This is a genomic window from Pseudomonas marginalis (assembly GCF_008692035.1).
Classification (GTDB): Bacteria; Pseudomonadota; Gammaproteobacteria; order Pseudomonadales; family Pseudomonadaceae; genus Aquipseudomonas; species Aquipseudomonas marginalis.
Genome location: NZ_VTFG01000002.1, coordinates 2,106,103 through 2,131,094, shown reverse-complemented (window position 1 = coordinate 2,131,094; position 24,992 = coordinate 2,106,103). Strand labels below are relative to the sequence as shown.

Here is a 24,992-nt window from a genome sequence, read left to right as displayed (position 1 = left end):
AAGCCCTGATGCCAGTCAGTCAACGGCGAACACCGTACCTGTGGTGAGCGGGCTTGTCCCGCGTTGGGGTGCGAAGCGCCCCTGATGAAGACGAATGCGGTGTATCAGGCACTCCTCTGCGCCTGGTTCTGGGGCTGCTGCGCAGCCCAACGCGGGGCAAGCCCGCTCACCACAGAGGTACCCGTTTGCTGCGCGACAACGCTACTTCGAAGAGGTAGTGGGGCCCCCCACGTTCGATGTGTGGTTTACCACACGCCGATCTGCACCACCTTCTCCGCTTCCGGCTCACCGTAACGAAACCGTTGGCCACGCAGATCGATCTCTGCGTGGCTGATGGTGGTGCGTCGCTTCAACCCGCGCAGCCATTCGAACAGATACCCCACGTGGGTTTCGCGCACTTCGGCATAGGCCGGGTCGTTGCCCAGGTCGTGCAGTTCCTGCGGGTCGTTTTCCAGGTCGAACAGCTGTGGGCGGAAGCCGTCGTACGCCAGGTATTTCCAGCGTTCGCTGCGCACCATGGTCATCCGGCAACGGTCGATGGGTTGCGCCAGGCGTTCGCGGGCCGGGGCCTGGAAGGCGTAGTCGTACTCGGCGATGGCGTAGCGGCGCCAGCGGGTTTCCTGGCCGTGCAACAGCGGGATCAGCGAGCGGCCTTCCAGGCGATGCTCGGCCGCTGGCAAACCCAGGGCGTCGAGGAAGGTCGGCAGCGCATCGATGGTTTCCACCAGACGCGCGTCCACCGTGCCACGGCGGGTATCGGCGGCGGCGCGTGGGTCGCGCACGATCAGCGGAATGCCCACCGCAGGTTCCAGCAGAAATTCTTTTTCGCCGAGGAAGTGATCGCCGAGGAAATCGCCGTGGTCGCTGGTGAACACGATCAGGGTGTCGTCCCAACGGCCATTGCCTTGCAGGAAATCGAACAGGCGCCCGAGTTGGTCGTCGACCTGTTTGATCAAGCCCATGTAGGTGGGAATCACCGTGAGCCGTACCTCGTCACGGGAAAAGTTAAGGCTCTCCTGGTGCTGGCGGAACGCCTGGTACACCGGGTGATCGCTGGTCTCCCGTGGCTGGATCGGTGCCTGGATATGCTCGGCGCCATACAGCGCGTGATACGGCGCCGGTGCGATGTAGGGCCAGTGTGGCTTGATATAGGACAGGTGCAGGCACCACGGTTGTTCGGCCTGTTCACGGATAAAGTCGATGGCGCGGTCGGTGGTGTAGACGGTTTCCGAATGTTCCTCGGCCACGCGCGCGGGGCGGCCCGCATTGCGCATGTGCCAACCGCTGAGGACTTCGCCGTTTTCACCGGCTGCCGCATTGGCCCATTCGTGCCACGGGTTGGCGCCGCTGTAGCCCTGCTCGCGCAGGTAATGGGTGTAGGGCGCGGACTCGCGTTTATCCTCGAACAGCGGGCTGTCGGGGTAGATGCCGTCGTGACGCAGGTACGCCTCGAAGCCGACCTCGTTCAACGGCTCGGCCTGCTTGCTGTCAGGGTCGATATTCAGGCGTTGCAAGGCGTCCACATTGGGCGTGGCGTGGGTCTTGCCGACCAGCGCCGTGCGGATGCCGTGGGGGCGCAGGTAGTCGCCGAGGGTCAGTTCTTCCAGGGGCAACGGCACCGCGTTCCACGCCACCTGGTGGCTGCTGACGTAGCGCCCGGTATAGGCCGACATGCGCGAGGGCCCGCAGATGGTGCCTTGGGTATAGGCGCGGTTGAAGCGCACACCGGCGGCGGCCAGGCGATCGATGTTCGGCGTGTGCAAGTGGGCGTGGCCGTAGCACGACAGGTAATCGCGGCGCAGTTGGTCGCACATGATGTACAGCACGTTGCGCACGGGTTGGGGGTGGGACATGGGGCTTCACCAGACGGAGGACAGGTGAGGTTTTTCGCCGTTCGAGTGGGGGGCTGGCAAGTGCATTTGGGGACTGGCTTTGATGCAGTGAATGCATGGCCTAGACCGCAACGTTCTCCAGCGTGCACACCTCTTCATCCAACTCATCGACCTGCTTGATCTGCTCGATCATCGCTTCGGCCAGCGGCGACAAGCGATACCCCGCACGGCTGACGATGCCGTAGCGGGTGTAACGCTCCTCCAGATCCTCCGCCAGGCCCTCGATCGTCAAGCACACCAGTTCGCCCCGGGCCATGTGCAGCACATCGCTGTTGGCGCTGACGATGCCGATGGCGTCGGAGCGCAGCACCACGCCCATCAGGCTATAGCCGTTCTCGCATTCGACATTGGGCAGGTAATCGGGCCGGCCGCTGAGGTCGACGATGACCTTGCGCAGGTTGGGCGGGCGGATGGTCACGGCCAGTGGGTAACTCATCAGCTCGGCGGCGCTTACGCTGCCACGCCCGGCCAGTGGGTGGCCGGCGCGGCAGCAGAAATACCAGCGGCGCGGGCGCAGGCGGTGGGTGTGATAGTCCGGGTTGGCTTCGAAGTGGCGGGTGTCGGCGACGAAAAACTCGAACTCTTCACTGAGCAGGCGTTTGCTCAGGCTTTGCCAGTCGTCCACCTGGTACTGCACCCGTGCCTTGGGGTAGCGCCCGATAAAACTGCCGATGGCGCGCGGGATCAGGCCGCCGGCCGGTGCCGGGCCGCAACCGAAGCGCAATTCCCCCGCCTCCAGGCCATTGAACTGGCTGATCTCGTTGGCCAGTTGCTGCGCACCGCTGACCAGGCGCCGGGCGTGCTCCAGCAATACCTGGCCTTGTTTGGTCGGCGCCAGGTCTTTGCGGCCACGGTCAATCAGCTGGCAACCGGCGCTGTGTTCCAGGGCCTGGATACTGCGACTGAACGCCGATTGCGACAGGTTCACCGTCAACGCGGCGGCGACAAAACTGCGTTGTTCGGCAAGGGCGATGAAGTGACGAAGCTGGCGCAGATCGATATGCATTTTTCACATCAAAAATATCCGGGAAATGCATTGGCTATGCATTAGGTCGACTCCTTATAAAGGCTATCTCTTATGCAGTAAATGTTCGTAAAAACATAAATAACCTAAAGGAATATCTCTCGATGGATATTTCCGGGTTCCGGAGCCGCTTATGAGTCTGTTGAAGTCCTTGCCCCTGGCCATTCTGGTGGCCGGCAGTTCCAGTTGGTCGCCGACCCAGGCCGCCGAAACGCCCGCGCCGGTAAGCAAGGGCGAGAGCGCCGGCGGCGAGTTGGAGACGGTCACCGTCACCGCCCGGCGGCGCACCGAAAGCGCCCAGGCAGTGCCGACGCCCATGAGCGTGATCGGCGGCCAGGCCCTGGAGAGCCAGCGGGTGTATCGGATTCAGGATCTGCAGCAACTGGTGCCCAGCGTCAACGTCGCCTATATGCATGCGCGCCAGTCCAGCGTGTCGATCCGCGGGCTTGGCAACAACCCGGCCAGCGACGGCCTGGAAGGCAGCGTAGGGCTGTATATCGACAACGTGTATCTCGGGCGGCCGGGCATGGCGGTGTTCGACCTGATGGACATCGAGCAGCTTGAAGTCTTGCGCGGCCCGCAAGGCACCTTGTTCGGCAAAAACACCACCGCCGGGGTGATCAACATCAGCACGCGCGCGCCGAGTTTTACCCCGGAGCGCAGCATCGAAACCTCGCTGGGCGAGGACGGCTACTTCCAGACCAAGGGCACGATTTCCGGCCCGCTCACCGATGACCTGGCGGGGCGTTTCTCGGCGTATCGCACCCGCAGCGACGGCGACATCAAGAATGAATACAACGGCCATGACCTCAACGGCGGCTCGCGCCAGGGCTTTCGCGGGCAACTGCTGTACAAGCCCAGCGAGACCTTCAACCTGCGCTGGATCGGCGATTACAACGAAGAGGATTCCAGCGCCGGCACCCGGGTGCTGTACAGCACCGGGCCGACCATCAACGGCACCAACCTCTACCAGTCGCGGGCCAACGCGGCAGGCGCGACCCTGGTCGATGGCACCCACCGCAAGGTCAACCTGGACAGCGACCAGCACGTCACCGTGTTCCAGGGCGGTACGTCGCTGGAGGCCAACTGGACGTTGCCGAGTGATTTCACCCTGACCTCGGTCAGTTCCTATCGCTTCTGGAATTTCACCCCGCGTAACGACGACGGCCTTAACGTGCCGGCGTCGTATAACGCCGGGGTGTCGGTGGAAGATAAGCAGTGGTCCCAGGAATTCCGGCTGGCTTCACCCACCGGCGGGTTCTTCGATTACGTGCTCGGTGCCTACTACTTCGGTAATTCGCTGGATAACAAATCCTTCAGCTATTACGGGCCGCAGGCCGACATCTGGAACGGCACGCCAGCCGGCGCACTGGCCAACGTCAGCAGCGTCGGCAACGGGCACATTCGCACCGACAGTTTTGCACTGTTTGCCCAGGGCACCTGGCACCTCACCGAGCGCCTGGATTTCACAGCCGGCCTGCGTGGCACCTATGAAGAAAAAAGTGCCTGGGTCACGCGTAACGCTCCCCTTGGCGGTGCGGCGGTCACCGGTGCTGCCGCGACGGCTCGACGCGGGCGCGCGGGGGCGTACGATTCCGGCGACCTCACGCAATACAGCACCAGCCCCTCGGGTTTGCTCAACCTGAGCTACCGCTTTAACGAAAACCTGCTGGGCTACGCGACCTTGTCCCATGGCGAGAAGTCCGGCGGGGTCAACCTGGCGGTAGGCTCGGCACCGACGGCCGGGGCCGACTCACTGCTGATCGGCACCGAGCGCGCCAATAACGTCGAACTGGGTTTCAAAAGCACCCTGTGGGACCGGCGGCTGCAGCTCAATGCCAACCTGTTCTGGACTCAGGTCAACGGCTACCAGACCAATGCCTATGACCAGGACAACCGTGTGCAGTACCTGACCAACGCCGGTTCGGTGCGCTCGCGGGGTGTCGAGGTGGAAAGCACCCTGGTGCCGATCAAGGGCCTGACGCTGAACCTCAACGGCTCGTTCAACGATGTGAGCTACCTGTCTTACAAAGATGCGCCGTGCCCGCCGGAAGTCAGTCTGCGCCCCGGTGCGCCGGCCTCCTGTGACCTGAGTGGGCACCAAGTGGTGGGGGCCTCGAAATGGATCGCCAACGCCAACGGCGAATACAAGTGGAACCTGGATAACGGCTTCGAACCCTACGTCACCGCCAGCTATGCCTTCCGCTCCAAGGCTGTGGGCACCGTGGAGGACTCCGACTATGGACAGATTCCTGCCTACGCCGTGGTCAACCTGTCCACCGGCCTGCGTGGCAACTATGAGCAAGGGCAGTGGGACGTGTCGTTATGGCTGAAAAACGCCTTCGACAAGACCTACTACACCACGCTGTGGACGGGGGGGAACGGCGGCTACGAAGGCCTGCTTGGTACGCCGCGCACGCTAGGAGTGACCGGGCGCTATGACTTCTAGCCCCGTGCGATAGGTGGCCGGGCTGAACACGCGCGTCACCACCAGCATCGCCACCGCCGTGACCGTCAGCACCACCCAGGCGCTGACAAAGTTGCCGGTCAGCCCGCGCAACCAGCCGGTCAGCCACGGCGACACCGCATTGATCAAGAAGCCCACGCCTTGCACAAAGGCCGCCAGTTGCCCGGCCTGGCGTGGGTCGCGATGGTGGTCGAGGGTCAGCAGCAGGCTCAAGGCGAAACACGCGCCCAGGCCGAAGCCGCACAGCGCCACCCAGAGGTGCGGATATTCCTGCGGCGCGACGATCAGGCCGAGGTAACCCACGGTCTGGGCCAGCAGGGCGATGCCCAGCAGCGGCCGACGGTCGATACCGCGCTGCGCCAGCACCGGCATCAACAGCGCGGCGAGCACCTGGAAGATGGTCATGAACGCCAGCAGCGAACCGCTGGGCAACACGCCCCAGCCAAGTTGCTGATAGTAGGCCGGCAGCCACGCCACCAGGCTCATGTAGCCGCAATTGACCAGGCCGAAATACAGCGCCAGCAACCAGGCGCGACGATTGCGCAGGTCCTTGAAGGCCGGCACCACCTGTGGATTTCTGGCCGCGCCCAGGGGCAGCCAGGCCCATAGCAGCAAGGCGCCCAGCGCCGGCAGCAGCCACACCCCCAACCCCGCCTGCCATTCCTGGAAATGCGTGGCCACCAGCGGGCTGAGCAGCGCTGCCAGCCCGCCGCCGGCCATCAGCGAGGCCGAATACACGCCCATCGCCACCGGCACGCGATGACGGAATTCGCGCTTGATCATCGCCGGCACCAAGGCCTGGATCAGCGCCACCCCCGCACCGCCGAGCAACGCCGTGACCAGCAGCGCCGAGGCCTGGCCCATCAGCCAGCGTGCCAGGCACGCCAGCAGGATCATTATCAGGCCCAGGGCGATGCCGCGCCGTTCGCCAAGGCGGGCTTCCACGCGCACGCCCACCAGCGCCACCAGCCCCATGCACACCACCGGCAGGCTGGTCAGCAGGGCGCTGCTCTGGAAACTCAGGCCGGTGGCCTGGCGGATCTCGCCGAGCAACGGGCTGATGGAACTGAGGATCGGCCGCAGGTTCAGGCCGAGCACCACCAGCAGGCCCCAGCCGGCGAGGGATTTGTTCAGGGTCATGCAACGCTCTTGCAGTCGGCAAATGAGGCGTGAGTATGGCCAGCACCCAAGGTATTCTGAAATTAAATATAACCATGCCAACCAGTGGCAAAGAGAATGGTGACGCTGATGTTCGATCCCGTGTTGTTGCGCAGCTTTGTCGCCGTGGTGGACTGCGGCAACTTCACCCGCGCCGCCGAGCGCCTGCACTTGACCCAGTCCACCGTGAGCCAGCAGATCCGCCGCCTGGAAGACGCGGTGGCGTGCCAGCTGCTGGACCGCGACCAGCGCCGCGTGGTCGCCACCGCCGAGGGCGAACGCTTGCTGGCCTATGCGCGGCGCATCCTCGCGTTGCATGAAGAAGCCACCGATGTGTTGATCAACCAACAGAGCGACGGCGTACTGCGCCTGGGTGTGCCGGAAGACTTTGCCGCCGAGCGCCTGATGCCGTTGCTGTCGGCATTTGTGCTGGCCTATCCACGGGTGCGCCTGGAGGTCACCAGCGGCCTGGGCCCCGAGTTGCAGCGCCAATACCGCAGTGGTGAATTCGACGTGTTGCTGGTCAAGCAGATGGGTAGCAGCGATGACTGCCTGGCGTCGTGGCCCGAGCCGCTGTGTTGGGTCGACAGCCGCAGCACGCCGTGCCTGGGGCGCGACCCTCTGCCGTTGGTGGCATTCCCGGTGGGCGGCCTGTACCGCAATGAAATGCTGCACCACCTGGAAGTGGGCGGCTGGCGCTGGCGCATCGGTTATTCCAGCGCCAGCCTGGCCAGCGTGTGTTCGGCGGTGGCGGCGGGGTTGGGTGTGAGTCTGTTGCCGCGACGGGTCGTGCAGCCAGGGCATGTGGAACTGGGACCGGACAGCGGTTTGCCCGTGGTGCAAGGCGTGCGCCTGGCGTTGTATGCCCGTCATGGCCTGAGTGCTGCGGGGCAGTGCTTACAGGCCGAACTGTTCGATTTGTGCGCAAACAGCCCTGTTGAGCCATGCCTTAACTGAATATTTTGTATGCCTGAAAAGCATCAAAAAAAACCACCTCGGCGCCAGGCCACGTGGGCCGGGGCTTTGGTGTTTGCAGAGCATTCGTTTATTCAAATTTGATCTATCTATAACTTCAAAGATTACTTTAAGAGATAAGCGTCTGGCCCCGATGATTCAGCCCTCGACGGCCTTCCACGCAGGCCCGTCGGTTTTTTTGTTTCGAAACCGTAGGGAGTCAATCAATGGGCAATGTCCAGACCGCCGCCAGTGCACCCGAGGCGCAATGGCGCCAGGCACCGAGTGGTGAGTTGGTCGACCTTGGCCGGCCGCACCGCGCGCCGTTGGGGCAATTGCGAACGCAGCAAACCCCGAAGCGATTCTCCAGCCGCCGCGAGGGGATCCTGCTCGGTTTGTTGGTACTGGCCCTGCACGGTGCAGTGATTTATTGGGTCAGCCAGAAACCCACCCCGGTGCTGCCGATTGTGCCGCCGGAGATTCCGCCGATGACCATCGAATTTTCCCAGCCGGCACCGCCCGTGGTGGAACCGCCACCGCCTGTGCCGCCACCACCGCCACCGCCTGTTGTCGAGCCACCGCCGCCGGTGGTGGATGAGTTGGCCGCCAAGCCGGCGCCGCCCAAGCCGATTCCAAAACCCAAGCCCAAGCCGGTGCCAAAGCCTGAGCCCAAGCCCGCACCGAAACCGGTCGAGCAGGCGCCCACGCCACCGCAACCGGCGCCACCGGCCCCTGCGCCCGCTCCGCCCGCGCCAGCCCCGGTGACACCGGCTTCGGCCAACGCCGCGTACCTCAAGAACCCGGCGCCGGAGTACCCGTCCCTGGCGCAGCGTCGCGGTTGGGAAGGCACGGTGTTGTTGCGGGTGCATGTATTGGCCAGCGGCAAGCCGGGCGAGATCCAGGTCCAGAAAAGCAGCGGTCGCCAGCAACTCGACGACGCCGCACTGACCGCCGTGAAGCGGTGGAGCTTCGTGCCGGCCAAGCAGGGCGATGTGGCCCAGGACGGCTGGGTCAGCGTACCGATCGACTTCAAGATTCACTAACTATTGCGCTGCGGTGTGCAGCACACGCCGCGACTTGTACAGAGGGAAAACATCATGGCATTAGCATCTCCACTTGAATCCATCGAAAGCGCGGTGATCTGGCTGCTGGTAGTCTTTTCGGTCGCCACCTGGGGCCTGGCCCTGCTCAAGGGCGTGCAGTTCGGTCGCCTTAAAGCGCAGGATCGCAAGTTCCACAAACAGTTCTGGGCGGCGTCGAGCCTCGACTCGGCCGCCGAGTTGGCCGAAACCCAGCCCGGCGCCGCTGCCCGTGTGGCCCAGGCCGGTTACGCCGCGATCCAGGTCGGGGAAGCGCCGCATGCGGCCGACCTGAGCCAGGCGATCAACCACCAGGACCGCCTCGAGCGTGCCCTGCGCCAGCAGATCGTACGTGAGCGCCGCTCCCTGGAAACCGGCCTGGCCGTGGTCGCCAGTATCGGCAGCACCTCGCCGTTTATCGGCCTGTTCGGCACGGTGTGGGGGATCATGGAAGCGCTCAAGGGCATCAGCGCCGCCGGCTCCGCCAGCCTTGAAACCGTGGCCGGCCCCATCGGTGCCGCCCTGGTTGCCACGGGCGTGGGGATCGCCGTCGCGGTGCCGGCGGTGCTGGTCTACAACTACTTCCTGCGCCGCCTGAAGCTCACGGCGGCGGACCTGGATGACTTTGCCCACGACTTCTACAGCCTGGCGCAGAAGAACTCCTTCCGTGTGCTGCTGCACCCGGCCCTGACTAAACATGCGCCGGGCAACCCGCAAAAAGTGAAGGAGGCGTCCTGAAATGGCCTTCTCCACACAAGACAGTGATGAGGTACTGAGCGAGATCAACGTCACGCCGCTGGTAGACGTGATGCTGGTGCTGCTGGTGGTGTTTATCGTCACCGCGCCGCTGTTGACCAATGCGATCCCGATCAACCTGCCCAAGACCGAGGCCGTAGCCCCGGTGGAGCAGAAGGACCCGCTGGTGGTGAGCATCGACGGCGCCGGCAAACTGTTTATCAACAAGGACGAAATCCAGCCGGACCTGCTGGAATTCAACCTGCAGGCGGCCAAGGCCAAGGACCCCGATGTGCGGGTGCAACTGCAGGCTGACGATGGTGTGAACTACGGCGAAGTGGCGCGAGCCATGGCGTCTATCGAGCGCGCGGGGATTACCAAACTGTCGGTGATTACCGCACGTTAGTTTCAAAAGCCTCGACAATTTTTTGGCCGTTTCCTTGGCAGGGTGCGGCCTTTTTTTTGCCTCCGTTTCAGTAACATCACACGATCAAAGTGCGCCAACCCCAGCGATTTGCGGATACCGGATTTCAACTTCTTGCTGAAACTTTCTAGCGCTCTCTTTGAGCCAGTCAATCAACCGAGCGATATCAGGTTCCGACTGCCGCCCATTCCTACAAATAACGTAGTACGCCGCCGGCGACATCATCAGCGGGCCGCCTAGTGTGACTAATGCACCTTCTTCCAACTGGTCATACACCAACGCTGTCCTGGCCAGCGCAATCCCGCCACCCTTCACTGCCAGACTGATTGCCAGGCTTGAGTCCGGAAAGCGCGGCCCATGGTGATAAGGCGCAGCTGCCAGGCCCTGGAACGCAAACCAGCTTTCCCACCCTGGACACACTTGATCGTCCACACGGTGAATGAGTGGATACCGCGCGATATCCGTCAGCGAAATATCGCCATTCATGCGTTGAAACTCCGGTGAGCAAACCGGGAACACGGCATCGCGCATCAGAAGCTCGGCATGATGATCCGGGTAGTCGCCGTACCCCATCACAATCGCAACATCGAATTGATGGGCACCGAGATTGGCGCTATTCATATCCGCACTGGTCAATACCAGGTCGAGATTGAATGAAGCGTCGGTGTGGGAACCATGCATTCTGGGGATTAGCCAGGTCGAACACAGGGACGAAGTGCACGAAAGATAAAGGGGCTGAGATTTGCGCGGATTCAGCGAGTGCAACACCGTCTCAAGGGTTTTGAAAAAATCATCGGTCACCGGCAACAAAGCCTGCCCGGCGGTTGTGAGGTTGACGCCCCGCGAATGGCGCTCGAACAACTGAACGCCCCACCACTCTTCCAGACCTGCGATCTGATGACTGATGGCACTGGCGGTGAGGCTCAACTCTGATGCTGCGCGGGCGAAACTGCCTGTTCGTGCAGCACTGACAAAGGCTTGCAGCATGGGTGTAGGTGGCGGACGTTGGCCCATCAGGTGCTCACTTTGATCAGGATGATCCCGCAAACAATGACGAACGCTGAAAGCATCCGCCGCCAGCCGAACCGCTCGTGAAAAAACAGCGCGGCAATAATGGCGCCGATAATAACACTGGTTTCCCGCAACGCTGAGACCTTGGCCACCGCATCCAGCGACAGCGCGAACAGCACCAGGCCGTAGGAAGTGAGGTAAAAAACGCCGCCCATTACGCCGACTTTCCAATGGTTGCGAATGGCCTCTGCGAATTCCAGACGTTTCTTGAAAAACGCCAGCGCCGGAATCGGAATGCTCTGGAATACCGTCAGATAGATGATGTATTGCAGCACCGTCTCACTGGCTCTGACACCTTTGGCATCCACCACTGTGTAGGACGCGATGAAAGCACCTGCGCACACCGCCATCAGAATTGGTTTGAACATACGCGCGGACATCCTGCGCACGAATGTCAGGCTGATAATGCCTACGCAAATCAGCAACACCCCCGCCATGGCATGAAACGATAGCTGCTCGTGCAGCAGGAAATAGGAAAACAGCGCGACTAAAACCGGTGGCACCCCGCGCATGACCGGGTAGACCTGCCCAAAGTCGCCGGTTTCATACGCTTTGATCAGAAACAATCGATAGGCCGTGTTGAGCACCACGGAAACCAGCACGTAGCCCCACACCTGCAGGCTTGGCGTATTCACCTGCGGCAGCGCCGCCAGGCAGATCAGCAACGCCGTACCATCGACCATGGCCAAGGTCATGAAGCGACTGCTCCCCGCCCGGACGACCGCGTTCCAGGTGGCGTGCATGAAGGCGGAGATCAAAACAAGGGTGATCGCGATGTTGGAGTTGTCCATGGGGCTCGGCTTGTGATGGGAATATGAAGTTGTGCCTTATGGCCAGCGAGGGATCATCGTTTGCGCAACCACATTCGTAACATGTATCGATTGAGATCTTTCAAAGAGACTGCGTCATCAATCTCTAAGCGCGGAGCGCTGTTATCGATGAAATGAGTTCGGGTATGGAGAAACTTGTTGTCAGCTGAAATAAGAACCTGCCCTGGTTCAAGCAGCACTCGATGTTGAACTGAAGATTGATCAAGGACTGTATCTAGAAAATCCAATGCATGTATTTGCGCCAGGGTTAATGGCGCTCCCGCTTTGATGTGGGCCGATTCGATATAGACGCGGAAGTACCTAATCAAAGGGATGCCCTCATTTGAAAAGCTCAAGATTGGCGCTTTGAATAATTGTTCTTCCTCCGCCATACCTCGATTTTCAAAATAGAAATCGCACTTAAGTTCTTCCAGTACCTCAGGGAATGCCATTAATTCAGCGTATACCGCACTTGCGTCTATCAGAATACTTTCGCCGCCGAGTAAGGCTTTCTGGCCACAAGCCAGAATCAAATAATCGATAGGGAGCGGATCGCTTACGCCATCGTTATGGACATATGCGCCCTGACGGGTCTGATGATATCTCGTACCTTCTTCAATGCTTTTACCTCCCCGGTCATACACCTCAATAACCCTATGGCCAAGATGGTTCTGCACCATTGGCGCTCCCAGCAAAGAGCCGAACGTCCATATCAAAGATTTGAAGCCTGCAAGATATCGACTTTAAATCCATCTAGGATAAGGACGTGTTTTTCGTGATCAACGATTTTTCGTATATTGCGCAGTTCTACGCTGAGGGTCTGCGAGTGATGGGGGGCGATGTAAGCAGGCTTTGCATCGAATCGATTAGTTTGATCATCCGGTTCGGAGCTGGCTTTTGCGCTCAGTAGTTCGTTGAATGCGGTTTTAGAAAGCCTGACTTTAGAAATTTCGTGGTGGAAAGTACTTATATTTATATTCATTGCGATCTTTACGGGGTTGGTTGGAGTCAATATTTAACTAACCTCACCACTCTCCGGAAAAGCGAAAAGTCGTCAGCGGAGCCATAAAAAACCGTCATGGAAGATATTTCCTACAAGAAAGTTCATCAGGTGATCGATGCTGGCATTTCGTCATGATTTGTAAAGGGCCGGCAAGCCGTGTCCCTTTAAATTGCAGGACGTTTCCGAGACAATCCCCGCCGCCTTGTGACTGTTGAATGGATGGCTAGTCTTCGGCCCGTCGCTGGTTTTCAGCGATCGGGTTTAGCAGCCTGAGTTCAATAGGCACACGGTTCACATCCGCGTTTATGGTGGCTGTGCGTGGGGCACCCTCGGGTGCGCTGGTGTTCCTATTGGCCAGTCTGCTAACCCGCGTACAGCTGCCACCTATCGTTTAGCCGCGTTAGTGGTCGCTCCCGTGTTCAATAGGAGTTACACCATGACCAAAGCACTTCCCGACCCACCCGTTGACTGCCTTGTCGCCAACGGAAACCTCAGTTTCGAAGACGCCCAACTTTATATCGCTCACCTGATCCACAGCGCATCGGCCACCGTATGGGACTGTTGTGAGCACCTGCAGCCGCACGACCGCGCGAAAGTCCATGCGGTGTGGCATTTGCTGGAAACGGCCAAGACCGTGGTGGATCGCACCATCGACTGCATGCCTCGTACCAATCACGTCATCTAAAACCACTGCAAATTGAATGTGAAATCGAGTCAATGTGGGAGGGGGCTTGCCCCCGATAGCGGTCCGTCAGCTAAAAATAGGTGGCTGACCCATCGCCATCGGGGGCAAGCCCCTCCCACATTTTGATCTCATGCGGGTTTGAGTTTTTGGTTATTAATAAATAGCTTCTTATTCCTTAACGAATATAACCCTCGTCCCTATACTGTCCTACAACGTTAAACGCTGCAGGAGGGCACACCCATGCACAGCGAGTCGATTCGTTATCTGATCGTGCCGGGCTGGCAAGGATCGCCAGAAGATCATTGGCAAAGTCACTGGCAGAACAGCCTGCCCAACAGCTCACGGGTGGAGCAGGCCGATTGGCTGACGCCGCGCCGTGAAGATTGGGTCGCCGCGCTGGCCGAGGCGATCGCCGCCGACAGCACGCCGGTGATCCTGATCGCCCATAGCCTGGGCTGCATCACCGTGGCCCATTGGGCGGCCACTGCCCCGGTGCAGTTCCTGCGGCAGGTGCGCGGTGCCTTGCTGGTGGCTCCGGCGGACGTCGAACGTCCGGCGTGCTCGCCTGCCCTGCGCAACTTTGCGCCGATCCCGACCGACCTGCTGCCGTTTCCCAGCCAGGTGGTCAGTTCCGATAACGACAGCGCCGTCAGCGCCCCCCGGGCCCTGGAGCTGGCGCGTAATTGGGGCGCCGAAGCCGGCATCCTGTCGGGGGCCGGGCATATCAATGTGAAGTCCGGTCACCAGCGCTGGGAGCAGGGGTTTGCCTACCTGTATCGCCTGCAAAGCCGCCTCGAGCATCACGCCCGGCGCACCGCCTGATATTTTTTCAACGCCCCGTCCCTGAGTGGATTTGGGGCGGGAGCCTGCCATGAGTCTGCATGAAACCTTCGGTCAGCCGCTGCTGACCTTCCCCGACGCCGAAAAAAGCCCGCTGAGCATCCGCGCCAAGGCGCTGGTGTTTGTCGACCCGCGCTCGCGCAAGCTGCGCGAAGACCTGGAAAACCTGGCCCCGCGTGCCTTGCCCGTATTGATTCGAGGCGAGACCGGCAGTGGTAAAGAATTGCTGGCGCGGCATATTCACCGGGGCAGCGACCGCTCCGGTTTGTTTGTCTCGGTCAATTGCGGCGCCATCAGCCCAACCTACGCCGACGCCGAGTTGTTTGGCTATGCCGCCGGCGCCCACAGCGGCGCGGCCAGCAGCCGGGCCGGGTGGTTTGGCTCGGCCAATGGCGGCACGTTGTATCTGGATGAGATCGGCGACTTGCCGCTGCCGATCCAGGTGAAACTGCTGGCGGCCCTGGAAAACCATGAAGTCACCCGCGTGGGCGCCCACCAGCCGAGTCCGGTGGACGTGCGCCTGGTGGCCGCCACCAGCATCGACCTGGCCCAGGCCGTGGCCGCCGGCAAGTTTCATGAGAGGCTGTTCCATTACCTGAGCGAAGGCCAGCTGGACTTGCCGGCATTGCGTGAGCGGGTGGGCGATATCCTGTCGTTGGCCGAGTACTTCCTCGGCATCTACAGCCAGCGCCTGGACCTGCCGGTGCCGCTGATCAGCGATGCGGCCCAGCGCGTCCTCGAACACCACAGCTGGCCGGGTAATACCCGCGAGCTGGAGAACGTCATCCACTTCGCCTTGCTGGTGAGCAGCGGCGACGAAATTCTGCCCGAACACCTGAACCTGCCGGTGGCGGGGTCGCCCTTGGAGCAAGTGCAGCGCATCTTCGCCAATGCCAGCCCGGCTGAGCGGGAAACCTTGCGCAGCTTTCTAAGCGAACAAGCCGCTACATGAGCAAAATGGAATATCAACGTGAATAAAAGATATTGTTCGGGAATAAAAAATCTAGGTATTGTCCATTCCACGCCGCGATAGCACTTCGCTGGCACACCACCTAAAAAACGGTCGTCAGAGACGCCCCGGATTTCCGATAAGGACACTGCATGAAAAAGGTTCTGTTGTTTACCGCATTGGCGGCTGCCCTGACTGCAAGCTTCGCCCAGGCCAACGAGAAACTGGTGGTGGCCGCCACCCCGATCCCGCACGCCGAGATCCTTGAGCTGGTCAAGCCGACCCTCGCCAAAGAAGGCGTGGACCTGGAAATCAAAGTCTTCACCGACTACGTACAGCCAAACGTACAGGTTGCCGAGAAGCGCCTGGACGCCAACTACTTCCAGACCCTGCCGTACCTGGAAAACTTCAACAAGGGCAAGGGCACCAACCTGGTCACCGTGGTTGGCGTGCACGTTGAACCCTTCGGCGGTTACTCGAAAAAGATCAAGAATATTTCCGAGCTCAAGGATGGCGCCACCGTGGCTATCCCGAACGAAGGCTCCAACAGCGGCCGCGCCCTGTTGCTGCTGCAGAAAGCCGGTGTGATCACCCTGAAAGACCCGACCAACGCCCTGGCCACGCCGAAAGACATCGCCAGCAACCCGAAGAACCTGAAGTTCAAAGAGCTGGAATCGGCCCTGCTGCCACGGGTGCTGGACCAGGTTGACCTGGACTTGATCAACACCAACTACGCCCTGGAAGCTGGCTTGAACCCAGCCAAGGACGCGCTGATCATCGAAGATGCCAAGTCGCCGTACGTGAACTTCCTGGTGGCGCGCCCGGACAACAAGGACAGCGACGCTATCCAGAAGCTGTCCAAGGCCCTGACCAGCCCGGAAGTCAAAGCCTTCATCGAGAAGAAGTACAACGGCGCAGTCGTGCCCGCGTTCTGATGTAAGCCAAAACCCCCTTCAAGGTTTCAACGCCGACGGCTACTACAGCGTCGGCGTTTTTTATGCCTGGAATTTGGAATGCAATAAAAATGTGGGAGGGGGCTTGCCCCCTCCCACATTTGATCTTCATCTCACAGTGGATTTTCAGCGTGTCAGAGCGCGCGGCTATTGATCGCCCTGCGCAACGCCACCAACCATTTCACCAGCTCCTGCGGATCAATCGGTTTCGCTTTGTTCATTGTTCATTCCCTCGAAACACAGACCCCCCAACCATAGTCGTCACCTGGAAAACCTGCGAATCCGTCGGTTATCTTTTTGGGTGATATCAATATGCTATTTCGGTATTTAAATTTTACTTTTTATACCTTTAAAGTTCGCGCTACCCGGCGTTACCCACGCCGGATCGGACGGCGCTCGCCGCATTACCCCTGCGGCGTCATGGACTCACAATGACCTTCGATTTCGCTTTTATCCTCAGCACCCTGCCGGCGTTTTTGAACGCCGTGGGCGTCACGCTGCACGTGGGCCTGATCGCCATTGCCACCTCGTTGCTGGTGGCGCTGATCAACGCTGCACTGCTGGTGTTTCGCACGCCGTACCTGTCGCGCCTGGTGGCGCTCTATGTGGAACTGGCGCGCAATACACCGCTGCTGATCCAGCTGTTCTTCGTGTACTTCGCCTTGCCGGCCCTGGGTTTGAATATCTCCGGGTTCTGGGCGGCGATCATCACCATGACGTTCCTCGGCGGTGCCTACCTCACCGAAGTGCTGCGCGCCGGCGTGGAAGCGGTGCCCCTGGCGCAGATCGAGTCGGGCAAGTCCATCGGCCTGTCGGACTGGCAACTGCTGCGCCATGTGATCCTGCCCCAGGCCGGCATCCTCAGCCTGCCGGCGTTGTTCGCCAATTTCATCTTCCTGCTCAAGGAGACCACCGTGGTCTCTGCCGTGGCGGTGCCGGAGATTCTCTACACCACCAAGAGCTACATCGCCCTCTACTACAAGACCTACGAAATGCTCGCCGTGCTGACGCTGATTTGCGTGCTGCTGTTCTTGCCGCTGTCGCTGCTGCTCAGCCGCCTGGAAAGGAGGCTCCAGCATGGCCAGTTCGGGTCTTGAGTTGTTGTGGGTGTCGTTGCCGCAATTGGGCAAGGGCGCTGCACAAACCCTGTCGATTTCGTTGTTGAGCATCGCCTTCAGTACGGTCGGCGGTGTGTTGTATGGCGTGCTGCGCACCTTGAACAACAGGCTGGTCAACGCGGTGCTGCGGGTTTACCTGGAGCTGTTCCGGGCGATTCCGGTGCTGGTGTGGTTGTACCTGCTGTTCTTTGGCCTGCCGATCTTCTTTGGCCTGAGCATCCCCAGCTTCTGGTGCGCGGTGCTGGTGTTGTCGCTGTGGGGCGCCAGCGAAGTGGGCGAAGTGGTACGCGGCGCGTTGCATTCGCTGCCCCGCGGCCAGCGCGAAGCGGGCCTGTCGATTGGCTTGTCCGACCCGCAGTTGTACGGCTACGTGTTGCTGCCCCAGGCCCTCAAGCGCATGACCCCGCCGACCATCAACGTCTACACGCGCATCATCAAGACCAGTTCCCTGGCGGTGCTGATCGGCGTGGTGGACGTGATCAAGGTCGGCCAGCAAATCATCGAGCGCACCTATGAGTCGGTGTTGATCTACGGCGCGCTGTTCCTGTTTTTCTTCTTTATCTGCTACCCGTTGTCGGCCGCCTCCAAGGTGCTGGAACGGCGCTGGGCCCAAGCATGAGCGCATTGATCGAGTTCCAGGGTTTCAACAAATTCTTCGGCGACCAGCAGGTGCTCAAGGGCATCGACCTGAGTGTGCAAAGCGGCGAAGTGGTGGTGATCCTCGGCCCCAGCGGCTGCGGCAAAAGCACCTTGCTGCGCTGCCTCAACGGCCTGGAAGTGGCCCATAGCGGCAGCCTGCGGTTTGCCGGCAAGGAGTTGTTGGATAAAACCACCGACTGGCGCCAGGTGCGCCAGGACGTGGGCATGGTGTTCCAGAGTTACCACCTGTTCCCGCATATGAGCGTGCTCGACAACATCCTGCTCGGCCCGCTGAAAGTGCAAAAGCGCGAGCCGCGCGAAGCCCGCGCGCAGGCCGAGAAGCTGCTGGCCCGCGTAGGCCTGGCGGACAAGCGCGACGCCTTCCCGCGCCAGCTCTCCGGCGGCCAGCAGCAACGCATCGCCATCGTCCGCTCGTTGTGCATGAACCCCCAGGTCATGCTGTTCGATGAGGTCACCGCCGCCCTCGACCCGGAGATGGTCAAGGAAGTGCTGGAGGTGATCCAGGGCCTGGCCCGCGATGGCATGACCCTGCTGATCGTCACCCACGAAATGGCCTTCGCCCGCGCCGTCGCCGACCGCGTGGTGTTTATGGAGGCCGGTCGCATCCTCGAACACAACACCCCCGAAGAATTCTTTACGAACCCGCAAACCGCACGCGCGCAGCAGTTCCTGGAGAAGTTCTCCTTTGTCTCAACACTGCCCAAGAAAACCAAGGAACTGGAGCTGCTATGAAAAAATTACTGCTGCCACTGTTGGCTGTCGCCTTACTGGCCGGCTGCGATAAAAAGGCCGAAGAGCCTGCTAAACCTGCTGCCGCCGTCAGCTACCTCGACAAGATCAAGGCGCGGGACAAGCTGATCGTCGGCGTATTCACCGACAAGCCACCGTTTGGCTTCGTCAACGAAGCGGGCCGCTATGTCGGTTTCGATACCGACATCGGTCGCCAATTCGCCAAGGACCTGTTGGGCGATGAGAACAAAGTCGAATTCGTCGCCGTCGAGCCGGCCAGCCGTATTCCGTTCCTGCAAAGCGACAAGGTCGACCTGATCCTCGCCAACATGACCGTGACGCCCGAGCGCAAGGAAGCGGTGGACTTCACCAACCCCAACCTGAAAGTCGCGGTGCAGGCGTTGGTGCCCCAGGACAGCGCGGTGAAAAGCCTGAATGACCTGGCCACCCGCACCACCATCGTCACCACCGGCACCACTGCCGATATCTGGCTGACCAAGAACCACCCGGACTGGAAACTGCTGAAGTTCGAGAAAAACTCCGAGTCGCTGCAAGCGCTGTCGGCCGGGCGTGGCGATGCTTATGCGCAAGACAACCTGGTGCTGTTCAGCTGGGCCAAGCAGAACCCGGGCTACCGCGTGCTGGAACAGAAGCTCGGTGACGAAGCGCCCATCGCCCCGGCGGTGAAGAAGGGCAATATCGAACTGCGCGACTGGGTGAATGCCGAGTTGGCGAAGCTGGGTGAGGAGAAATTCCTGCTCAAGCTCTACGACCAATATGTGCGCAAGGAGCTGAGCGATGACACCAAGCCTGAGAGCGTGATCGTTGAAGGCGGGAAGTGGCAGGGCTAGTTCTGCGCTGACTGTTATGCCGCTATCGGGAGCAAGCTCCCTCCCACATTTGAATGTATTCACACGTCACATGTGCGAGAGGACTTGCCCCCGATGAGGCCGATGAACTCACCTCAATACGCCTTCCCCATGCAGATAAGGAACCCTGAACTAAGCTCACAGTCGCATACACACTGGCACATCGCATCGCGCACAAGGAGTCTGCATGGGCGGTCGTATTTCCATCTGTATCGTCGGTCTGGGTTTAGTGGTGTTGCTGAGCGCGTGTGGCCAGGAAAAAGCTGAGCCCAAGGCCCATTCGCGGGTTTTTGTTCAAACCGTACAACCCGCCGATTTCGCCGCGGCCGTCACGCTGACCGGAGATATCCAGGCCCGCGTGCAAACCGATTTGTCCTTCCGGGTCGGCGGCAAGATCATCCAGCGCATGGTGGATGTGGGCGATCGCGTTAAAGCCAGGCAGGTGCTGGCCAGGCTCGACCCCAAGGATCTACAGACCAACGTCGACTCCGCCCAGGCCCAGGTCGTGGCCGAGCAGGCGCGGGTCAAGCAAACCGCCGCCGCGTTTGTGCGCCAGGAAAAGCTCCTGCCCAAGGGCTACACCAGCCGCAGCGAATACGATTCCGCCCAGGCCGCGCTGCGCAGCAGCCAAAGTGCCCTGGCCGCCGCGCAGGCACAGTTGGCCAACGCCCGTGAACAACTCGGCTATACCGCGCTGATCGCGGATGCGCCGGGGGTGATCACCGCGCGCCAGGCCGAAGTCGGTCAGGTGGTGCAGGCCACCGTGCCGATTTTCAGCCTGGCCAGCGATGGCGAGCGCGATGCGGTGTTCAACGTCTATGAGTCACTGCTGGTTGAGCCGCCACCGGATGCGCCGATCACCGTCAGCCTGCTGGATAACCCGAGCATCAAGGCCGTGGGTAAAGTGCGTGAAGTCACACCTGCTGTGGCCGCCAATACCGGCACGGTGCAAGTGAAGATCGCCCTGCAATCGTTACCCGAAGGCATGCGGCTTGGTTCGGTGGTCAGTGCCACCGCCAATGGCCCGGCCAAGGCGAGTATCGAGCTGCCCTGGTCGGCGTTGACCAAAGACCTCAGCGAGCCCGCCGTATGGCTGGTGGACGGCGAGGGCAAGGCGCAACTGCACAAGGTCACGGTGGCGCGTTACCTCACCGGCAAAGTGATTATTGGCGACGGCCTCAAGGGCGGCGAAAAAGTCGTGGTGGCCGGTGGGCAATTGCTGCACCCCGGCATGCTGGTCGAGATTGCCCAGCCAGGAGCCCAGCCATGAAGCGCCTGACGGTTGTACTCGCCGCCAGCCTGTTGCTGATGGCCTGCTCCAAGGAAGAACCGGCGCCCGAGCCCGTGCGCCCGGTGCTGTCCATGGAGGTGAAGTCCGAGGACCAGGAAACCCTCGGCCGTTTCGCCGGCACCATCCAGGCGCGCTATGAAAGCAATCTGGGCTTTCGCGTCCCCGGTCGCATCGCCCGGCGTGCCGTGGATGTGGGCGCCGAAGTGGACAAGGGCGCCTTGCTCGCGGTGCTCGACCCTACCGACCAACAGAACCAGTTGCGCGCCGCCCAGGGCGATTTGGCACGGGTGCAGGCCCAGTTCATCAACGCCCAGGCCAATGCCCGTCGCCAGCAGGAGCTGTTCAACCGTGGCGTCGGCGCCCAGGCCCAACTGGACGTGGCCCAGACCGACCTGAAGACCACCCAGGCCTCCCTCGACCAGGCTCAGGCTTCGGTCAACCAGGCCAGGGACCAGCTCAACTACGCCGAGCTGCGCACCGACCACGCCGGCATCGTCACCGCCTGGAATGCCGAGGCCGGCCAGGTGGTCAGCGCCGGTCAGCAAGTGGTGACCCTGGCGCGCCCGGACATCAAGGAGGCGGTCATCGACCTGCCCGCCGGCCTCGCCGAGCGCCTGCCGGCGGATGTGGTATTCCTCGTCGCCGGGCAACTCGACCCCAGCGTCCACACCACCGCCACCGTGCGCGAGATCGAACCCCAGGCCCAAAGCGCCACGCGCACCCGTCGCGCGCGCCTGACCCTGGCCGAAACGCCGCCCGCGTTCCGCCTTGGTACGGCGATCAGCGTGACCTTGAGTTCGGCCATCGCCCCACGCATCGAATTGCCCCTGAGCGCCTTGCAGGAAGTCGACGGCAAGACCCGCATCTGGATCCTCGATACCCAAAGCCAGACCGTGCAACCGCGCGATATCACGGTGCTTAGCCGTGACGCTGACAGCGCCTTGCTCAACGGCGGCGTCAAACCCGGCGAGCGTATCGTTACCGCCGGCGTGAACAGCCTGAAGCCCGGGCAGAAAGTCAAAATCGACGAGGACAGCCCGCGATGAAAGGCAGCTTCAACTTATCCGACTGGGCCCTCAAGCATCAGTCCTTCGTCTGGTACCTGATGTTCGTCGCGCTGCTGATGGGCGTGTTCTCCTACATGAACCTGGGCCGCGAGGAAGACCCTTCGTTCACCATCAAGACCATGGTGATCCAGACCCGCTGGCCGGGCGCGACCCAGGAAGAAACCCTCAAGCAGGTCACCGACCGCATCGAGAAAAAGCTCGAGGAACTCGACGCCCTCGACTATGTGAAAAGCTACACGCGACCGGGTGAATCCACGGTGTTCGTGTTCCTCAAGGACACCACCGGCGCCAAGGCGATTCCGGAGATCTGGTACCAGGTCCGCAAGAAGATCGACGACATTCGCGGCACCTTCCCCCAGGGCTTGCAGGGGCCGTCGTTCAACGACGAATTCGGCGATGTGTTCGGCTCGGTGTACGCCTTTACCGGCGACGGCCTGTCGATGCGCCAGTTGCGCGACTACGTGGAGCAGGTGCGCGCCGAGATCCGTTCGGTGCCGGGGCTGGGCAAGGTCGAGATGATCGGCCAGCAGGACGAAGTGATTTACCTGAACTTCTCCACGCGCAAACTGGCGGCCCTGGGCATCGATCAGCGCCAAGTGGTGCAAAGCCTGCAATCGCAGAACGCGGTGACCCCCGCCGGGGTGATCGAGGCCGGGCCGGAGCGCATCTCGGTGCGTACCTCGGGGCAGTTCGCCTCGGAGAAAGACCTGGCCAACGTCAACCTGCGCCTCAATGACCGCTTCTATCGCCTGGCGGATATCGCCGAGATCAGCCGTGGCTATGTCGACCCGGCGCGGCCGATGTTCCGCTTCAACGGCAAGCCGGCGATTGGCCTGGCCATCGCCATGCAGAAGGGCGGCAATATCCAGTCGTTCGGCAAGGCCCTGCACACGCGCATGGACGAACTGACCGCCGACCTGCCGGTGGGCGTCGGTGTGCATAAGGTCTCCGACCAGGCCGAAGTGGTGGAAGAGGCCGTCGGCGGCTTTACCAGCGCGCTGTTCGAAGCGGTGATCATCGTGCTGGTGGTGAGCTTTATCAGCCTCGGCATGCGCGCCGGGCTGGTGGTGGCGTGCTCGATTCCACTGGTGCTGGCGCTGGTATTCGTGTTCATGGAATACAGCGGCATCACCATGCAGCGTGTGTCGCTGGGTGCGTTGATCATCGCCCTCGGCCTGTTGGTGGACGATGCGATGATCACCGTGGAGATGATGATCACGCGCCTGGAAAAAGGCGAAACCAAGGAGCAGGCGGCGACCTACGCCTACACCTCCACGGCATTCCCGATGCTCACCGGTACGTTGGTGACCGTGGCCGGCTTCGTGCCGATTGGCCTCAACGCCAGCTCGGCGGGCGAGTACACCTTTACCCTGTTCGCGGTGATTGCCGTGGCGATGCTGGTGTCGTGGGTGGTGGCGGTGCTGTTTGCGCCGGTGATCGGCGTGCATATCCTCAGCGCCAAGGTGAAACCCCACAGCGCCGAGCCGGGGCGCATCGGCCGCGCGTTCAATGGCGGCATGCTCTGGGCCATGCGCAACCGTTGGTGGGCCATCGGCATCACCGTGGGCCTGTTCGTGGCGTCGGTGTTCTCCATGCAGTTTGTGCAGAACCAGTTCTTCCCTTCGTCGGACCGCCCGGAAATCCTCGTCGACCTCAACCTGCCGCAAAACGCCTCGATCAACGAGACGCGCAAGGCCGTCGACCGCCTCGAAGCGATCATCAAGGACGACCCGGACATTGCACGCTGGAGCACTTATATCGGCCAGGGCGCGATCCGTTTCTACCTGCCCCTCGACCAGCAACTGGAAAACCCCTACTACGCGCAACTGGTGATCGTCAGCAAAGGCCTGGAAGAGCGCGGTGCCCTGATTGCGCGCCTGCAAAAGCGCCTGCGCGACGACTTCGTGGGCATCGGCAGTTTCGTGCAGCCGCTGGAAATGGGCCCGCCGGTAGGGCGTCCGATCCAGTATCGCGTGTCCGGCAAAGACACCGACCAGGTGCGTAAACACGCCATCGAACTGGCGACCCTGCTGGATAAAAACACCCACCTGGGCGAGATCATCTACGACTGGAACGAGCCGGGCAAAGTGCTGCGCATCGACATTGCCCAGGACAAGGCGCGCCAGCTCGGGCTGTCCTCCGAAGACGTGGCGCAACTGATGAACAGCGTGGTCAGTGGTGCTTCGGTAACCCAGGTGCACGACGACATCTACCTGATCAACGTGGTCGGCCGTGCCGAGGACGCCGAGCGCGGTACCCCGGAAACCTTGCAGAACCTGCAGATCGTCACGCCCAACGGCACCTCGATTCCGCTGCTGGCCTTCGCCACCGTGCGCTATGAGCTGGAGCAGCCGCTGGTGTGGCGTCGCGACCGCAAGCCGACCATCACCATCAAGGCCTCGGTGCGCGATGAGATGCAGCCGACCGACCTGGTCAAGCAGCTCAAGCCGGAGATCGACCAATTCAGCGCCGGCCTGCCGGTGGGCTACAAGGTCGCCACCGGCGGCACCGTGGAAGAAAGCGGCAAGGCCCAAGGCCCGATTGCCAGCGTGGTGCCGTTGATGCTGTTCCTGATGGCGACGTTCCTGATGATCCAGCTGCACAGCGTGCAGAAGATGTTCCTGGTGGCCAGTGTCGCGCCGCTGGGGCTGATCGGCGTGGTGCTGGCGTTGATCCCCACGGGCACGCCCATGGGCTTTGTGGCGATCCTCGGCATCCTGGCGCTGATCGGCATCATCATCCGCAACTCGGTAATCCTGGTGACGCAGATCCACGAATATGAAGTGGCCGGCTACACGCCGTGGGACGCGGTGGTGGAAGCCACCGAGCATCGGCGCCGGCCGATCCTGCTCACGGCGGCGGCGGCGAGCCTGGGCATGATCCCGATTGCCCGCGAAGTGTTCTGGGGGCCGATGGCCTACGCGATGATCGGCGGGATCATCATCGCCACCTTGCTGACGTTGTTGTTCCTGCCGGCGCTTTATGTGGCCTGGTACAAGATCCGCGAGCCAAAACAGAAGCAACAGGAACAACACGGATAAAAGTGTGGGAGGGGGCTTGCTCCCGATGGCGGTGGGGCAGACAAATATTTTTTGCTGACCCACCGCCATCGGGAGCAAGCCCCCACAATTGATCTCAGCTGGGCATTTGATCCGTGGGAAACTTCCGAAAGCGACACTTGTTGCCCTGGCCAACCGTTGAGTGCTTTACCCTCC

23 protein-coding genes are annotated in these 24,992 nt (G+C 61.4%); 16 read left to right on the top strand and 7 right to left on the bottom strand.

The window, feature by feature from the left end:
• Nucleotides 1-245 precede the first annotated feature (245 nt).
• Both FX984_RS29985 and FX984_RS29980 read right to left on the bottom strand, forming a co-directional pair.
• A complete protein-coding gene (locus FX984_RS29985) occupies nt 246-1,853 on the bottom strand; it encodes an alkaline phosphatase family protein (RefSeq protein WP_146476780.1) in 1,608 nt (535 codons plus the stop codon).
• Nucleotides 1,854-1,953: 100 nt separating this feature from the next.
• Nucleotides 1,954-2,898 carry a LysR family transcriptional regulator gene (locus FX984_RS29980; RefSeq protein ID WP_012721641.1) on the bottom strand — a complete coding sequence of 315 codons (945 nt, stop codon included), beginning with the start codon at nt 2,896-2,898 and terminating at the stop codon, nt 1,954-1,956.
• A gap of 151 nt (nt 2,899-3,049) precedes the next feature.
• Between FX984_RS29980 and FX984_RS29975 the strand changes: the two genes are divergently transcribed.
• A complete protein-coding gene (locus FX984_RS29975) occupies nt 3,050-5,365 on the top strand; it encodes a TonB-dependent receptor (RefSeq protein WP_012721642.1) in 2,316 nt (771 codons plus the stop codon).
• Here FX984_RS29975 and FX984_RS29970 read toward each other — a convergent pair.
• On the bottom strand, nt 5,336-6,523 hold the full coding sequence (locus tag FX984_RS29970) for a CynX/NimT family MFS transporter (RefSeq protein WP_012721643.1): 1,188 nt from the start codon (nt 6,521-6,523) through the stop codon (nt 5,336-5,338). The genes FX984_RS29975 and FX984_RS29970 overlap by 30 nt on opposite strands.
• Before the next feature lie 108 nt (nt 6,524-6,631).
• Here FX984_RS29970 and FX984_RS29965 point away from each other — a divergent pair, with 108 nt between their 5' ends.
• From FX984_RS29965 to FX984_RS29950, 4 genes are all read left to right on the top strand, one after another.
• Nucleotides 6,632-7,498, top strand: coding sequence for a LysR family transcriptional regulator (locus tag FX984_RS29965; RefSeq protein WP_146476781.1), 867 nt, complete (start codon nt 6,632-6,634; stop codon nt 7,496-7,498).
• A gap of 224 nt (nt 7,499-7,722) precedes the next feature.
• Nucleotides 7,723-8,538, top strand: a complete 816-nt coding sequence (locus FX984_RS29960) for an energy transducer TonB (protein WP_012721645.1) — start codon at nt 7,723-7,725, stop codon at nt 8,536-8,538.
• A 54-nt stretch (nt 8,539-8,592) separates the two neighbouring features.
• Entirely contained in the window at nt 8,593-9,312 is a 720-nt protein-coding gene (locus FX984_RS29955) for a MotA/TolQ/ExbB proton channel family protein (RefSeq protein ID WP_027607855.1), read from the top strand.
• A gap of 1 nt (nt 9,313) precedes the next feature.
• On the top strand, nt 9,314-9,715 hold the full coding sequence (locus FX984_RS29950; protein ID WP_010565408.1) for an ExbD/TolR family protein: 402 nt from the start codon (nt 9,314-9,316) through the stop codon (nt 9,713-9,715).
• A gap of 84 nt (nt 9,716-9,799) precedes the next feature.
• Here FX984_RS29950 and FX984_RS29945 read toward each other — a convergent pair whose 3' ends face one another.
• Genes FX984_RS29945 through FX984_RS32830 form a run of 4 tightly spaced genes read right to left on the bottom strand, consistent with a single transcriptional unit; the run spans nt 9,800 to nt 12,625 of the window.
• Complete coding sequence (locus tag FX984_RS29945; protein ID WP_090401130.1) at nt 9,800-10,747, bottom strand: LysR substrate-binding domain-containing protein; 948 nt, start codon at nt 10,745-10,747, stop codon at nt 9,800-9,802.
• On the bottom strand, nt 10,747-11,595 hold the full coding sequence (locus tag FX984_RS29940) for an EamA family transporter (RefSeq protein ID WP_027607853.1): 849 nt from the start codon (nt 11,593-11,595) through the stop codon (nt 10,747-10,749). Before FX984_RS29940 ends, FX984_RS29945 begins: the two co-directional genes overlap by 1 nt.
• A 53-nt stretch (nt 11,596-11,648) precedes the next feature.
• Nucleotides 11,649-12,293: a TauD/TfdA family dioxygenase gene (locus tag FX984_RS29935; protein WP_249776268.1), complete on the bottom strand. Its 645-nt coding sequence runs from the start codon at nt 12,291-12,293 to the stop codon at nt 11,649-11,651.
• 32 nt (nt 12,294-12,325) lie between these two features.
• Complete coding sequence (locus FX984_RS32830; protein ID WP_223841668.1) at nt 12,326-12,625, bottom strand: hypothetical protein; 300 nt, start codon at nt 12,623-12,625, stop codon at nt 12,326-12,328.
• Nucleotides 12,626-13,052: 427 nt separating this feature from the next.
• On the opposite strand from FX984_RS32830, the gene FX984_RS29930 reads away from it, so the two are divergent.
• The 11 genes from FX984_RS29930 to FX984_RS29880 all read left to right on the top strand — a co-directional run bounded on the left by FX984_RS29930 (nt 13,053) and on the right by FX984_RS29880 (nt 24,818).
• The gene (locus tag FX984_RS29930; RefSeq protein ID WP_146476782.1) at nt 13,053-13,301 is read left to right on the top strand and encodes a hypothetical protein; all 249 of its coding nucleotides are present in this window, start codon (nt 13,053-13,055) and stop codon (nt 13,299-13,301) included.
• Nucleotides 13,302-13,541: 240 nt separating this feature from the next.
• Nucleotides 13,542-14,123: an alpha/beta hydrolase gene (locus FX984_RS29925; RefSeq protein WP_098480615.1), complete on the top strand. Its 582-nt coding sequence runs from the start codon at nt 13,542-13,544 to the stop codon at nt 14,121-14,123.
• 49 nt (nt 14,124-14,172) lie between these two features.
• Nucleotides 14,173-15,093, top strand: a complete 921-nt coding sequence (locus tag FX984_RS29920; protein WP_027607852.1) for a sigma 54-interacting transcriptional regulator — start codon at nt 14,173-14,175, stop codon at nt 15,091-15,093.
• Nucleotides 15,094-15,242: 149 nt separating this feature from the next.
• Nucleotides 15,243-16,025 carry a MetQ/NlpA family ABC transporter substrate-binding protein gene (locus FX984_RS29915; RefSeq protein ID WP_027607851.1) on the top strand — a complete coding sequence of 261 codons (783 nt, stop codon included), beginning with the start codon at nt 15,243-15,245 and terminating at the stop codon, nt 16,023-16,025.
• Nucleotides 16,026-16,474: 449 nt separating this feature from the next.
• Nucleotides 16,475-17,140, top strand: a complete 666-nt coding sequence (locus tag FX984_RS29910; RefSeq protein ID WP_146476783.1) for an amino acid ABC transporter permease — start codon at nt 16,475-16,477, stop codon at nt 17,138-17,140.
• Nucleotides 17,121-17,780 carry an amino acid ABC transporter permease gene (locus FX984_RS29905; RefSeq protein WP_027607849.1) on the top strand — a complete coding sequence of 220 codons (660 nt, stop codon included), beginning with the start codon at nt 17,121-17,123 and terminating at the stop codon, nt 17,778-17,780. Before FX984_RS29910 ends, FX984_RS29905 begins: the two co-directional genes overlap by 20 nt.
• Nucleotides 17,777-18,553: an amino acid ABC transporter ATP-binding protein gene (locus FX984_RS29900; protein ID WP_065941076.1), complete on the top strand. Its 777-nt coding sequence runs from the start codon at nt 17,777-17,779 to the stop codon at nt 18,551-18,553. Before FX984_RS29905 ends, FX984_RS29900 begins: the two co-directional genes overlap by 4 nt.
• Nucleotides 18,550-19,401 carry a transporter substrate-binding domain-containing protein gene (locus FX984_RS29895; protein WP_098480614.1) on the top strand — a complete coding sequence of 284 codons (852 nt, stop codon included), beginning with the start codon at nt 18,550-18,552 and terminating at the stop codon, nt 19,399-19,401. Before FX984_RS29900 ends, FX984_RS29895 begins: the two co-directional genes overlap by 4 nt.
• A gap of 205 nt (nt 19,402-19,606) precedes the next feature.
• On the top strand, nt 19,607-20,689 hold the full coding sequence (locus FX984_RS29890) for an efflux RND transporter periplasmic adaptor subunit (protein WP_027607846.1): 1,083 nt from the start codon (nt 19,607-19,609) through the stop codon (nt 20,687-20,689).
• Complete coding sequence (locus FX984_RS29885) at nt 20,686-21,756, top strand: efflux RND transporter periplasmic adaptor subunit (protein ID WP_027607845.1); 1,071 nt, start codon at nt 20,686-20,688, stop codon at nt 21,754-21,756. Before FX984_RS29890 ends, FX984_RS29885 begins: the two co-directional genes overlap by 4 nt.
• Nucleotides 21,753-24,818: an efflux RND transporter permease subunit gene (locus FX984_RS29880; protein WP_146476784.1), complete on the top strand. Its 3,066-nt coding sequence runs from the start codon at nt 21,753-21,755 to the stop codon at nt 24,816-24,818. The genes FX984_RS29885 and FX984_RS29880 overlap by 4 nt, the downstream gene beginning before the upstream one ends.
• Nucleotides 24,819-24,992 lie beyond the last annotated feature (174 nt).